General features: G+C 71.8%; 11 protein-coding genes. 7 read left to right on the top strand and 4 right to left on the bottom strand.

Annotated features, from left to right (window positions below; translation table 11 throughout):
* The first annotated feature begins 171 nt into the window (after positions 1–171).
* The 4 genes from IH45_RS0104190 (at position 172) to IH45_RS0104210 (ending at position 4,458) form a co-directional block, all read left to right on the top strand.
* Complete coding sequence (locus tag IH45_RS0104190) at positions 172–1,254, top strand: M20 family metallopeptidase (RefSeq protein WP_030661475.1); 1,083 nt, start codon at positions 172–174, stop codon at positions 1,252–1,254.
* Positions 1,251–2,081, top strand: coding sequence for a hypothetical protein (locus IH45_RS0104195; RefSeq protein ID WP_030661477.1), 831 nt, complete (start codon positions 1,251–1,253; stop codon positions 2,079–2,081). Before IH45_RS0104190 ends, IH45_RS0104195 begins: the two co-directional genes overlap by 4 nt.
* A 55-nt stretch (positions 2,082–2,136) precedes the next feature.
* Positions 2,137–3,246 (top strand): o-succinylbenzoate synthase, encoded by a 1,110-nt coding sequence (gene menC, locus IH45_RS0104200; RefSeq protein WP_030661479.1) that lies wholly within the window; start codon positions 2,137–2,139, stop codon positions 3,244–3,246.
* 135 nt (positions 3,247–3,381) lie between these two features.
* A complete protein-coding gene (locus IH45_RS0104210; protein WP_324607918.1) occupies positions 3,382–4,458 on the top strand; it encodes a serine hydrolase domain-containing protein in 1,077 nt (358 codons plus the stop codon).
* Between the two features lie 89 nt (positions 4,459–4,547).
* Here the strand turns inward: IH45_RS0104210 and IH45_RS0104215 are convergent, their stop codons facing one another.
* The 3 genes from IH45_RS0104215 to IH45_RS0104225 all read right to left on the bottom strand — a co-directional run bounded on the left by IH45_RS0104215 (position 4,548) and on the right by IH45_RS0104225 (position 8,651).
* A complete protein-coding gene (locus IH45_RS0104215) occupies positions 4,548–6,167 on the bottom strand; it encodes a PucR family transcriptional regulator (protein ID WP_030661485.1) in 1,620 nt (539 codons plus the stop codon).
* A 190-nt stretch (positions 6,168–6,357) separates the two neighbouring features.
* Entirely contained in the window at positions 6,358–7,140 is a 783-nt protein-coding gene (locus IH45_RS0104220) for a polysaccharide deacetylase family protein (RefSeq protein ID WP_032916761.1), read from the bottom strand.
* A 194-nt stretch (positions 7,141–7,334) separates the two neighbouring features.
* Entirely contained in the window at positions 7,335–8,651 is a 1,317-nt protein-coding gene (locus tag IH45_RS0104225) for a glycosyltransferase family 4 protein (RefSeq protein WP_050514515.1), read from the bottom strand.
* A gap of 292 nt (positions 8,652–8,943) precedes the next feature.
* Here IH45_RS0104225 and IH45_RS0104230 point away from each other — a divergent pair, with 292 nt between their 5' ends.
* Positions 8,944–10,161 carry a sensor histidine kinase gene (locus IH45_RS0104230; protein ID WP_158812922.1) on the top strand — a complete coding sequence of 406 codons (1,218 nt, stop codon included), beginning with the start codon at positions 8,944–8,946 and terminating at the stop codon, positions 10,159–10,161.
* The gene (locus tag IH45_RS0104235; protein ID WP_030661496.1) at positions 10,158–10,820 is read left to right on the top strand and encodes a response regulator transcription factor; all 663 of its coding nucleotides are present in this window, start codon (positions 10,158–10,160) and stop codon (positions 10,818–10,820) included. The genes IH45_RS0104230 and IH45_RS0104235 overlap by 4 nt, the downstream gene beginning before the upstream one ends.
* A gap of 14 nt (positions 10,821–10,834) precedes the next feature.
* Here IH45_RS0104235 and IH45_RS0104240 read toward each other — a convergent pair whose 3' ends face one another.
* A complete protein-coding gene (locus tag IH45_RS0104240; protein ID WP_030661500.1) occupies positions 10,835–11,443 on the bottom strand; it encodes a TetR/AcrR family transcriptional regulator in 609 nt (202 codons plus the stop codon).
* A 94-nt stretch (positions 11,444–11,537) separates the two neighbouring features.
* On the opposite strand from IH45_RS0104240, the gene IH45_RS0104245 reads away from it, so the two are divergent.
* Positions 11,538–12,287, top strand: coding sequence for an SDR family NAD(P)-dependent oxidoreductase (locus tag IH45_RS0104245; protein WP_030661503.1), 750 nt, complete (start codon positions 11,538–11,540; stop codon positions 12,285–12,287).
* Positions 12,288–12,474: the final 187 nt, after the last annotated feature.

Consider the following 12,474-nt stretch of genomic DNA (forward strand, 5'->3'; position numbering starts at 1 on the left):
GCCAAGACGCTCAAGATGCTCAACACCCCACCTCCGGAGACCCACCCCGTGCCACACCACCCCGCACGTCTCTTCCCGCAAGCGGACCCCGCACCGGCCGCGGACAGCACCCCGTCCACCCCGACCACCCCGTCCACCCCGCCCGCTCCGTCCGCCCCTTCCCTGGACACCATGCTCGCCGACCTCGAAGAACTCGTCTCCTGCGAGTCCTTCTCGGACGACCACGCAGCCGTGGCCCGCAGCGGCCAGGTGGTCGCGGCGCAGGGACGCCGGCTGCTCGGCGCCGCGCCCCGGACGCTGGACATCGAGGGCATCACCCACGTGCAGTGGACCTTCGGAACCCCGCGCATTCTGCTGCTGGGCCATCACGACACCGTCTGGCCGATCGGCTCCCTGAAGACCCACCCCTGGTCGGTGGAGCAGGGCATCGCCCGCGGCCCCGGGGTCTTCGACATGAAGGCCGGTCTGGTCCAGATGTTCCACGCCCTGGCCTCACTGCCCTCCCTCGACGGCCTGTGCGTGCTCGTCACCGGCGACGAGGAGACCGGCTCGGCCACCTCCCGTTCGCTGATCGAGGACCTCGCGCGGCAGTGCTCGGCCACGCTCGTCCTGGAGCCCTCGGCACCCGGCGGGGCCTTGAAGACCAGCCGTAAAGGCGTGTCCCTCTACGACATCACCGTCCGCGGGCGCGCCGCCCACTCCGGGCTGGAACCGGAGAAGGGGGTCAACGCGGCCACCGAACTCGCCCACCAGCTGCTCGCCCTGGGAAGCGTGGCCGACACCGTCACCGCCTCGACCGGGCCCGGTACGAGTGTGACTCCCACCCTGATGAGGGCCGGCACGTCGAACAACACCGTGCCCGCGCGGGCCGGGCTGAGCGTGGACGTCCGGGTGCCGAACGCCGCGGCGCAGGAAGCGGTCGACCAGCTCATCAGGGGCCTTGAGCCGCGGATTCCCGGCGCCCGCGTGCAGGTCGACGGTGGTCCCAACCGTCCGCCCCTGGGGCCCGAGGCTTCCCGGGAGCTGTTCGCCCTGGCCACCGAACAGGCCGTACGGCTCGGCCTCGGCCCGCTGCGGCAGGCGGCCGTCGGCGGCGCCTCCGACGGCAACTACACCGCCGGGGCCGGCTGCCCCACGCTCGACGGCCTCGGCGCGGTGGGCGACGGCGCGCACGCCGACCACGAGCACGTCGTCACCGCCGCCATGCCGGCCCGCGCCCGGCTCCTGGCCCAGCTCGTCGGAGCACTGCGATGAAGGGGCCGACCGTCCGGGAACTCCACCTCATGGAGGACTTCGAGGCCGTCAGCCTTCTCTACGCCGACATCTGGGGGAGCGAGCCCGGCAGTTCGCCGATCTCCGGCGAGGTCATGCGGGCCCTCTCCCACGCGGGCAACTATGTGGCCGGAGCGTACGAGGACGGCCGCCTGGTGGGGGCATCCGTCGCCTTCCTCGGCGAACCCATAGGCACCAGCCTGCACTCGCACATCACCGGCGCCGTCATGGGACGCGGCGTGGGCCTTGCCCTCAAGACGCACCAGCGGCAGTGGGCACTGGCCCGCCGCCTGACGCGCATCACCTGGACCTACGACCCGCTCATCCGCCGCAACGCCTACTTCAACCTGGTCAAACTCGGCGCCCGCCCGGAGGAGTACCTGACCTCCTTCTACGGCGCGATGGACGACGCCATCAACGGCGGCGACGCGTCCGACCGGGTCCTGGCCGCCTGGGACCTCACCGCGCCTGCCCCCTCCGGGACCGCACCCATCCCGCCGGGGACGGCATCCGCCCCGCCCGGCACCGCGCCCGCACCGCTTGAGGTGACCGGCCTCCCCGCCGGCGCCGCGCACAGCGTCCGTGATCACGAAGGCCGCCCGGAGATCTCCAGGACCGACGCCGGGACCGTGCTCATCGACCTGCCCGACGACATCGAAGCGCTGCGCCGCACGGATCCCGGCGCCGCCCGGGCCTGGCGGCTGGCCGTACGGGAAACCCTGGGCGGCCTGCTCACCGAAGGCGCCCGCGTCGTCGGCCTCCACGAACGCCGCCGCTACGTGGTCGAGCGCCCCGCCACCCACGCCTGACCGCCCGCCTCATCCCAGCGCCATGCCGCACCGCCCGCAAGAGGAGTCACCACCCGTGAAAGCGAAGATCACCGGAGTCGAGCTGCGCCGGATCGCGATGCCGCTCGTCGCCCCGTTCCGCACCTCCTTCGGCGTGGAGACCAGCCGCGATGTGCTGCTGGTCCGCGTCGTCACCACAGAAGGGGAAGGGTGGGCCGAGTGCGCGGCCATGTCCGAGCCCCGCTACTGCTCCGAGCACGTCGACGGCGCCCAGGACGTCCTGCGCAGGTTCCTCATACCCGCCTTGCCGAAGGACGGGGTGGACGTGCACGTGGTCGGACGCGTCCTCGCGCCCTTCACCGGCCACCGCATGGCGAAGTCCGCGCTGGAGACAGCGGTGCTGGACGCCCAGCTCCGCGGCGCCGACGAGTCCTTCGGCTCCTACCTGGGCGCCGCGCGGGACCGGGTTCCCTGCGGCGTCTCGGTCGGAATCATGGACTCGGTACCCGAACTCCTCGACGCCGTGGACGCCTACCTGGCCGAGGGCTACGTCCGGATCAAGCTGAAGATCGAGCCCGGCTGGGACGTCGAGCCGGTACGCGCCGTCCGCGAGCGCCACGGTGACGAACTGCTCCTCCAGGTCGACGCCAACGCCGCCTACACCCTGGCGGACGCCCGGCAGCTCACCAAACTCGACGACTTCGGCCTCCTGCTGATCGAACAGCCCCTGGCCAACGACGACATGGTCCAGCACGCCGCACTGGCCGGGATGCTGCGCACCCCGGTCTGCCTGGACGAATCCATCGAGTCCGCCGCCGACGCCGCCGCGGCCATCTCCCTCGGCGCCTGCTCCGTCATCAACATCAAGCCGCCCCGGGTCGGCGGCTACCTCGAAGCACGCCGCATCCACGACCTCGCCCGCGCCCACGGCATTCCCGTCTGGTGCGGCGGCATGCTGGAGACCGGCATCGGCCGCGCCGCCAACGTCGCCCTGGCCGCCCTGCCCGGATTCACCCTCCCCGGCGACACCTCCGGCTCCAGCCGCTATTTCGCCACCGACATCACGGACCCGTTCGTCCTGGCCGACGGCCACCTTCAGGTACCCGCCGGCCCCGGCCTCGGTGTCGAGCCGCTGCCCGACGTCCTCGAAGAGGTCACCACCTCCAGCGAATGGATCGCGCTTTAGCACGCTGCCGGGCGGGCCGGAATCGCGCGGCCACCCGCGCGGCACCGGCTCCCGGAATCAACCTCGTCACAGGAGAAAACATTGCGATGCAGGACGGGTATTCTCGCGGCCTTGGCCTTCACGGCCTCTTTGGCGATGGTGTCCACCACAGCGCCCGCCGCCTCGGCCGGGACACCACGGTGTGACTCCAGGCCCCTGCGCACAGCGCTCAAGGCGCTGGAGGACGTCGGTGCCTCAGGAATCAGCGTGACGGTGAAAAGCCCACGCTGCGGCGTCTGGAACGGCGGTGTCGGTATCGCCGACCTCAAGACGGGCCGCAAGGTCGCCGGCAACGAGCACAGCCGTATCGCCAGCGACACCAAAACCTGGACGGCCACGGTCGTGCTGCAACTCGTCGGCGAAGGCCGAATCAAGCTCGACGACACCGTGGACCACTATCTCCCCGGTCTCATCCGCACCGAGCTCTACGACGGGCGCAGGATGACGGTCCGGCAGCTGCTGCAGCACACCAGCGGGCTGCCCGATTACCTGGACGCGCCGTACTGGAGCGACCTGGACGCGCGCCGCTGGGATCACATGGACCCCCTGCAGACCGTCGAGCAGGCGCTGACGCTGCCCCCGCCCGACGACCGGACTCCGTCCGGATTCGCCTACTCCAACACCAACTACAACCTGGCCGGCCTGATCGTCACCGAGGTCACCGGCCGCGACATCGGCACCGAGATCGAAGAGCGGCTCATCAAGCCCCTCGGGCTGCGCGAGACGTACTGGCCCGGCGACCGGACCACGCTTCCCGCACCGGACCTGCGAGGCTATGCGGAGCGGGACGGGGCGTTGCGGGACAGGACGGAATGGAACGTCTCCGGAGCCGATGCGTCGGGGGCGCTGGTTTCCACCGGCGCCGACGCGACCACTTTCTGGACCGCGCTGATGAGCGGGAAACTGCTGGCCCCGGCCCAGCTCGCCGAAATGAAGAAGACCGTCCCGGACGGGTCGTCGGCCGATCGGTACGGCCTGGGGGTCGAGCGTTACGAGCGCGTCCCGGGCTTCGTCACCTGGGGACACAGCGGCCATATGGAAAGCGGCCACAAATTCAGGAATGCCGTCACCGATGACGGGCGGCGGGCCGTGACCCTGCTGATCGGCTCGGAAACGTTCGACTCGGACCGGGTGGACGCCATCATCGGCGACCTCGTCCGCGACCTCCGCTGAAGGCGCCGCGCGAAAGGGGTACGGCGGAATTCCGCCGTACCCCGACCACAACCCCGATCTCGGCAAGGGGGCGTTACCGACGGCACACCTCAAGGATTGTGAGGAGCGCCCGCGCCCCCATACCCGTCGCCCCCACCAGCGCCCGCCAACACCCTCAACTGCAACCAGAGCACCAGCCGTTCATCGGCATCCTCCCAATCGATCCCGAGCTGCCGCCCGGCCTGCTTCAGCCGGTAGCGGCAGGTGTTGGGGTGGACGGAGAGCAGTTTCGCCGCGCCCGCCACGTCGCAGCCCGCGTCGAACCAGGACACCAGGGTGCGGGCGTAGTCGGTGCCCTGCTCGGCGTCCGCCGCCAGCACCCGCTGCCAGGCGCCCGCCCGCAGTTCCCGCCGTCCCCGCATCACCTCGGCGAGCCGCAGCAGTGTCGCCCGGGGACGTACCTCGTCGATCGTGGCCACCGGCAGCGCGTCGTGCAGCAGCCGCAGGACCACATCCGCGTCCGCACGCGAGTCCGCCACCCCGCCGAGGTCCGGCGCCACCTCGCCGAGCGCGGCCCGTACCGGCACCCGCAGCGACCGCCCGGCCTGGCGCACGATGTCCTCCGCCAGCTGCCGGTGCCGCTGATGGGCCGCCTTCCGCTCCTGCGGCGCGCGCGCCGCCCCGCTGTTCTCCCCGGCTGCGGGCAGCAACGCGTACACCACCCCGTCCAGGAGTACGCACGCCTGCCGCCCGTAGCGCGCCTCGCATTGCAGGCGTACGACGTCCAGCAGTCTGAGGCAGGCCCGCTCGGCGTCCGGCGCGCTTGCCGCGAAGTCCAGCACGAACGCGGCCACGCGAACCGTGCCCAGCCCCAGGCGGTGCGCTGCCGTCGAAGGATCCGCCGAACCGTCCAGCAGCCGGCGCACGAGGTCGGTGTTCTGGTGGCGGGCCAGTTCCTTGGCCGCGCGGGCGCGCAGCAGGAGCAGCGCCGCCGTGGACGCGCCCTGGGCCAGGGTCGCTTCGGCGTCCGGAGCGAGCGTGCCGCCGTCGACCACCCAGACCGAGCCGAGGGTTTCGCCGCCGGCCCGTACCGCGATGGCGAGCCGCGGCAGCTCGCCCGCCGTGAGCGGCGGCAGCCGTACCGGACCGTCCGCGGCGACGACCAGCCGGACCTGTTCCGCGTTCTTCACGCTGCCGGGGACCTGGAGGCCGAGGATGCCTTGGCGGCGGTCCTCGTCGACCGGCTGACCCGGCACGGTGGAGTAGGCCAGGATCCGCTGGTGCGGGTCCTCCACGGCCGTCGCACCGCCGGTCGCCGCCGCGATCGCGTCGGCCAGCGCGAACAGGTCCGCGAGCCCGCCGCCCTGAGCCGGCCGCGCGCCGATCGCCGAGGCCAGCATCAGGTGTACGTGGTGCCAGGCCGCGTCCTCGTCCACGGCGAGCAGCGCCATGCCGTACGCCTCGGCCTCGCCGACCGGCGGTCCGTCCGCACCCCGCACCACGACCCCGGTCATCCCGGCCTCCGCCGCGGCCCGCACCAGCGGCCCGGCCGCGGCCGCCCGCACGCCGACCGCGAGGAGCAGGGCGCCGGGCGCATGGGGGAGCGGTGCGTGCGCGTCGTACAGCAGCGCCTCGGTGACGGGGGCGGCGGATCCGGCGGGAGCGCTCAGCAGCCGCAAAGGCGGGCTGCCGACGACGTCGATCAGGTCGCCGAGCGTACAGGCGTCCACAGGTGCTCCTCACCGCAAAGAACCGGACCGGCCGGACTGCTGTCCGGGCAGCCCAGATTGCTCCGTGGAAGCATCCGGTTGTTCGGCCGATCCCAACAGGAACGTACGTGCCTGTTGTCCACTTCCACAACACGCGCATCGAACGCGACGGGTTCGGAAGCCTGGGGACCGTGGCACGGCGGCTGGTGCCTCACGGGCGGTACACCGTGCCGGGTTCGGGGCGGGCCGGCGCCATCAGCTGGGGGACCGTCACGAAGGTGTAGCCGCGGTGGCGGAGTTCGGTGATGATGCCGGGCACGGCGGGGATGGTTCCCTGGTAGCGCTCGTGGAGCAGGATGATCCCGTCGCGCTCGGTCCGGTCGAGGACGCGCTGCTTGATCAGGGCGGTGTCGGTGGTCCGGTAGTCCTTGGCGGTGACGCTCCACAGGATCTGTGACAGGCCCAGTTTCTTCAGGACGCCGGATATGTGGTCGTCGGTGGCGCCGCCCGGCGGCCGCATCAGGGTGGGGGCGTGGCCGGTGATTTTCTTGACGTCCTCCTGGACCGGGGCGATCTCGTCGCGTATCCCGTCGGGCGTGAGCTCGGTGAGATTCTCGTGCGACCAGGTGTGGTTGGCGATTTCATGGCCCTCGTCCGCCATCCGGCGCACGGTGTCCGGGTAGGTGTCGGTGTGGCCTTTTCCCTGGAGGAAAAAGGTCGCCCGCACCTTCTCCCGCTTGAGGATGTCCAGCAGCTTCGGGGTCGGTTCGCTGGGGCCGCCGTCGAAGGTGAGAGCCACGCACTTGGCGGTGCGGCAGTCGACCGGCTGAATGCGTCGGCCGTCCTGCTTCGCCGCTTCCCTGACATCGGCGGGGGAAACGACTCCGGTCAGGGTGCTGCAGCCCGCAAGGGCCGTGATGGTGACGGCGGCAAGGAGGGGCGCGCCTGCTTTTCCGGCAATGCGGGCGGCGGCGGAATGCTTGTGACGGATCATGTGAGGAACGCTAAGGAACCGTGTTCCGCCGCGGCATCGTCGGAAAGTCGGCGAAAGCGGTGACGAAAGAATGCATGAAGGCGGCGGGCGGTACTTCGGTAGGGGAGTGGGGGAAATCCCGCTGTCGGTGGGCTGGTCCGTGGGATCGGTCACGGCTCGCGCGTGACAGCCGTACGCAAACGACCGCGCAAGGGTCAGGAGCCCGCTGCCGGCGGCGTCCGCGTCCGGCTGCCGGGCCTCAGTGGGGTACGGCGCAGGCGGCGCAGCGCCCCGCGGGCGAGCAGCGTGCCGGTGGCCCGGTGCAGCGCGGCCGTCCCCAGCAGCACATTCTCCCGGCGCGGCCCGGGCGTACCCGGCGAAGGCGCGGTGCGGCGGGCGCGCAAGGTGGTCAGCAGCGCGTCGTAGCGGCGGGCGGCATCCGTGGGGTCGAAGGACCGGGTGACGCGTTCGCGGGCGGCCGCCCCCATCCGGGTACGCAGTTGCCGGTCGTCCATGAGCCGCAGCAGGGCGGCGCTGTAGGCGCGGACGTCGTCGCGGGGCACCAGGAGGCCGTCGATGCCGTCGCGGAGGATCTCGCGCGGGCCGTGCGGGCAGTCCGTGCTGACCACGGGCAGGCCGCAGCGCATCGCCTCCACGATGGTCATGCCGAACGACTCCTGCGCCGAGGTGACCGCCGCTATCGACCCCTTGCCCCACTCCGCGTCCAGCGGGGTCACGGCCCCCATGAGCCGCACCCGGCCGCCCAGACCGCGGCGTTCCACGTCCGCGGCGAGGCGGTCCTTCTCCGGGCCCTCGCCGTAGATGCGCAGCGTCCAGTCGGGACGCCGCGCGCTGACCCGGGCGAAGGCGTCGATGAGCATGTCGTAGCGCTTGACCCGGGTCAGGCGCCCGGCCGCCACCACGACCTTCGCCGCGCCGTCGGCCGGGCCCGCCGCGGTGGCGGGCACGCTGTTGGGTATGGCCTCGACCATGCCGTACGGGAGGCGCAGACCGGCGCGGTGGGCCTGTGCGTCGGCCCGCGTCATCGTCACCAGGGCGTCCAGCTGCGGGTACCACCGCCGCAGCTCGCGGCGCAGGCGGTGCGGATGGCTGTCGTGCGTGAGGTGCTCCTGGCCGATGCGCAGGGCCCCGGGCGGCCCGAAGCGGGCGAGGAGCACGTTGAGCCCGGTGCGGGCGCTGATCACGGCGTCCGCGTCGGTCGCGGCCAGCCAGTCGACGATCCGCTGCTCGGCGAGGCGGTGGTACTGGCCGGCGCGGCTCTCACCCGCGGGGAACAGGACACCGGGCTGTGCGGCGCGCGGATCCGCCATGTCCGCCGCGGACCCGCGGCGGTCCACCAGGGCGGTCAGGGGCACGCCGGACGGTGCTGCGAGCGAAGGCGCCGCCTGATGCCGGAAAACGGATACCAGGCGTACGTCGTGCTGGCCGGCGAGGGACGCGGCCAGGTTGAACGTCGTCCGGGTCGTTCCGCCGATGGCGTAGGCGTTGTGCAACAAGAACGCGATGCGCATGAAGGGGCGATCTCCTGATTTCTCCCTGGGACGCGTTCGGGCGAGGGGAAAGCGAACGCATTCGGAGGGCGGACTGGAACAACAGAGCGGCGACAGGAGTCCTGGAACAGCTCACGGCGGAACGCTAAAGGCGGGCGTCTGCCGCGGCTTCGGTGAAAAGTCGGCACCATGCGGTGACGAAAGTATGAGTCCCGGCGGCGGAAATGTACTTAGGTAGGGAAATGGCCTGCGAGCGGATTCACCGCCGCCTTGAGGTGGTTGCCGGGCCGCGCGCTGCGTATGCTTCGCTGCTGTGATCTGGAAGGAAATAGCTCCGGCCCGTCGTCGCCGGATCATCGACGTGGCAGCCGTCATCGGGGCAGCGGCCCTTTCGGTGGCCGCGAGCTATGCCAATTCTTCGGCCACGGGCCACGCGAAGGGCGTATGGCTGCACCCGGGACTCACCTCGCCCATTCCGCTCGCGGTGGACCAGCTGCTTCCCGCGCCGCTCAAAGGCCATGCGAATCTGCTGGTCCCGCCGGCGGGCAGTGCGCTGCTGTGGTGGCGGCGCCGGTGGCCGGCCTCCGTCGCCGTACTGCTGATGTTCTTGTCGATCAGCTGGCCGCTGCTTCCCGCGGGCCTGATCGCCCTGTTCACCGTCGCCGCCACCCGCCCCTGGCGGACCGCTCTGACCGTCACGGCGATCTCTCTGCTGCCCTTCGTCCTGTACTTCGCGCTGCACCCCTTCCTCACCGACGTGAAGCTGTCGATGACGGCGCGGACCGGGGGTGTGCTGGTGGGGGTGCTGGTGTGCGCCGCCGTCGGCTGGGGGTCGTTTCTGCGGGTGCTGCACGAGAGCACCGAGCACGCCAGAACGGAGGCGGCCCTGCGCGCCGACCACGTCCGGCAGCGTGAACGCGAATCGCTGGCCCGCGAGATGCACGACGTCCTCGCGCACCGCCTGTCCCTGCTCAGCGTGCACGCCGGGGCGCTGGAGGTGAACCCCGGAGCGCCCGCGGACCAGGTCGAACAGGCCGCTGCGGTCATCCGCTCCAGCGCCCACCAGGCACTGGAGGACCTGCAGGAGGTGCTCGGCGTACTGCGCGCCCCGGTGGGGGACGGCACGCGCTCCGAACCGCCTCAGCCGGAGCTGGCCGACCTGCACCATCTGGTGCGGGAGTCCCGTACGGCCGGAATGCGGATCGACCTGGAGGAGTCCGTCACCGACGGGGGAGCGGTGCCCCGGGCCACGGGGCGGACCGCCTACCGGATCGTGCAGGAAGCCCTGACCAACGCCCGCAAGCACGCGCCCGGACAGCCGGTGACGGTCACGGTGCGCGGGGCGGCGGGCTCCGGACTGACCGTGGAGGTGACCAACGTGGTACCCGAAGGCGCCAAGCCGGGACTGCCCGGAAGCGAGCTGGGCCTGATCGGTCTGCAGGAACGCGCGGCTCTCGTCGGCGGCACCCTCACCTACGGCCGCCACGGGAAGACCCACCGGATCCGGGCAGAGCTGCCGTGGCCCGCATGATCCGCGTCCTGCTCGTCGACGACGACGCCCTCGTACGCGCCGGACTGCGCATGATGCTCGCCGCCGCCGACGACATCGAGGTCGTCGCCGAGGCGGCCGACGGCAGCGAGGTCGAGACGCTGGTGGACCGGCACGCTCCCGACCTCGTCCTCATGGACATCCGGATGCCCGCCGTCGACGGCCTGGAGGCCACCCGCCGCCTGCGGGCCCGTACCGGCGCCCCGGAGATCGTGGTGCTGACCACCTTCACCACCGACGGCTACGTCCTGCGTGCGCTACAGGCCGGGGCCGCCGGCTTCCTCCTCAAGCACACCCACCCCGACCGGATCATCGACGCCGTACGCCGGGCCGCGTCCGGCGAGCCGGTCATGTCGCCCGAAGCCCTGCGCCAGCTGATCGGCACGGTCACGACCGGTCCGCCCGACACCCCCGCTCCCGCACCCGACTCCGAGGCCCGGCGTCTGCTCGGCCTCCTGGGGGAACGCGAGCTGGAGGTCGCGGTCGCCATCGGCCAGGGCCGGACCAACGCCCAGATCTCGTCCGAGCTCTACATGAGCATTCCCACCGTCAAGTCCCATGTCTCGCACATCCTGGCCAAACTCGATCTGAACAACCGCGTGCAGATCGCCTTGCTGGTCTACCGTTCCGGCAGAGCCTGAGCGGCCTCGACCCCTCAGGCGGGCGGCCAGTTGCGCAGGGCCGCGTCGGCGACCTGCTGGAGTTCCTCGCGGGTGGTGCCGCTTGCGGCTTGGACAGCCAGGCCGTTCGCCACGGTCATGATGTAGCGGGCGAGCACTCCGGGGTCGGAGTCCGGGGGCAGGTCGCCTTCGTCCACGGCCCGCCGGAACCGGTCGCGGAGCTGGGCGGTGCCCTCGTTGCGCCAGGCGGCGAGGGCGTCCCGGGCGGTGCGTGCGGTGTCGCCGGCGGCGAGGGAGGCCTGGACGCCGAAGCACCCGGCGGGGCAGCCGGGGCGGGTGGTGGTGCGGACGGAGCCGCCGAGGAACGCGGTGGCCACCTGCTGGGCGGTCGGTTCCCGCAGGGCCCGGGCTCCGTACGAGGCGGGGCCTTCGGCGTAACGCTCCAGCGCCTTGCGGAACAGGTCGTCCTTGTTGCCGAAGGCCGCGTACATGCTGGTGCGGGTGATGCCCATGGCGCTGGTCAGGTCGGTGAGACTGGCGCCTTCGTAGCCCCGTTCCCAGAAGACCCGCATGGCCCGTTCCAGGGCCTCGTCGGCGTCGAATCCTCTCGGCCGGCCGATCGGCGCCCTCCGCTGCGTCTCCATGTCCTCGATCCTACCTCTTCTGTACTGACCGGTGCGGAAGTGCTACGTTCTCGTTCAGTACCGATCGGTACTTAAATAGAGGGAGGTCATTCACATGGGACAGCTGGAAGGCAGGACCGCCGTCGTCACCGGCGGCAGCACCGGGATCGGCCTGGCCGCCGCCGTGCGGCTGGCGGACGAGGGTGCGCATGTGTTCATCACCGGCCGGCGCAAGACCGAGCTGGACGCGGCAGTGGAGACCATCGGCGCGGCGAGGGTCACCGCGGTGGCGGGCGACATCGCGGACCCGGCCGACCTGGACCGGCTCTACGACGCCGTTCGCGCTCGGGGCCAGGGGCTGGACGTGCTGTTCGCGAACGCGGCGACCGCCTCGCTGGCGACCCTGGGGCAGATCACCGAGGAGGATTTCGACCACATCTTCGGGATCAACGTGCGCGGCACGCTGTTCACCGTGCAGAAGGCGCTGCCGCTGCTCAACGACGGCGCCTCGGTCATCCTGAACGCCTCCACCGCCGCCGACAACGGCCAGGAGACGTTCACCCTGTACGCGGCGTCCAAGGCCGCCGTCCGTTCCTTCGCGCGGACCTGGGCCAACACCCTCAAGGGCCGCGGCATCCGGGTCAACGCGATCTCGCCCGGCCCGATCGACACCCCCGGCATCACGAACCTCTTCGGCGAGGAGGACGCGGCGGGCGTCAGGGCGCAGCTCGCCCGAACCGCGGCGCTCGGCCGGTTGGGGCGCCCGGAGGAGGTCGCCGGGCTCGTGGCGTTCCTCGCCTCCGACGAGAGCAGCTTCATCCTCGGCGCCAACCTGTACGTCGACGGAGGCGAGAACCAGATCTGACCCACGGATGACATCCGCCGCGGGGCACCCGCGGCTCCCGCCCGGCCCGGCCCGCCCGCAAGCGGCCGGGCCTTGCGCTCGGCCAGGCGGTGGTCGGGCCTCTCATCAGCGTCTCCGACGGCGCCTCCCGGGCCCGGCGGCACCACCCCCCCCAGATCATGCCTTCGACAGGGGAACCAGCCATGCC

It is taken from the genome of Streptomyces rimosus subsp. rimosus, from assembly GCF_000720725.1.
Classification (GTDB): domain Bacteria; phylum Actinomycetota; class Actinomycetes; order Streptomycetales; family Streptomycetaceae; genus Streptomyces; species Streptomyces rimosus_A.

Coding starts and splice junctions, on each gene's coding strand:
- IH45_RS0104210 (WP_324607918.1), top strand. CDS start 3,382: ATGGTGTCCACCACAGCGCCCGCCGCCTCGGCCGGGACACCACGGTGT.
- IH45_RS0104220 (WP_032916761.1), bottom strand. CDS start 7,140: ATGATCCGTCACAAGCATTCCGCCGCCGCCCGCATTGCCGGAAAAGCA.
- IH45_RS0104225 (WP_050514515.1), bottom strand. CDS start 8,651: ATGCGCATCGCGTTCTTGTTGCACAACGCCTACGCCATCGGCGGAACG.
- IH45_RS0104245 (WP_030661503.1), top strand. CDS start 11,538: ATGGGACAGCTGGAAGGCAGGACCGCCGTCGTCACCGGCGGCAGCACC.
- IH45_RS0104240 (WP_030661500.1), bottom strand. CDS start 11,443: ATGGAGACGCAGCGGAGGGCGCCGATCGGCCGGCCGAGAGGATTCGAC.
- IH45_RS0104190 (WP_030661475.1), top strand. CDS start 172: ATGCTCGCCGACCTCGAAGAACTCGTCTCCTGCGAGTCCTTCTCGGAC.
- IH45_RS0104195 (WP_030661477.1), top strand. CDS start 1,251: ATGAAGGGGCCGACCGTCCGGGAACTCCACCTCATGGAGGACTTCGAG.
- IH45_RS0104235 (WP_030661496.1), top strand. CDS start 10,158: ATGATCCGCGTCCTGCTCGTCGACGACGACGCCCTCGTACGCGCCGGA.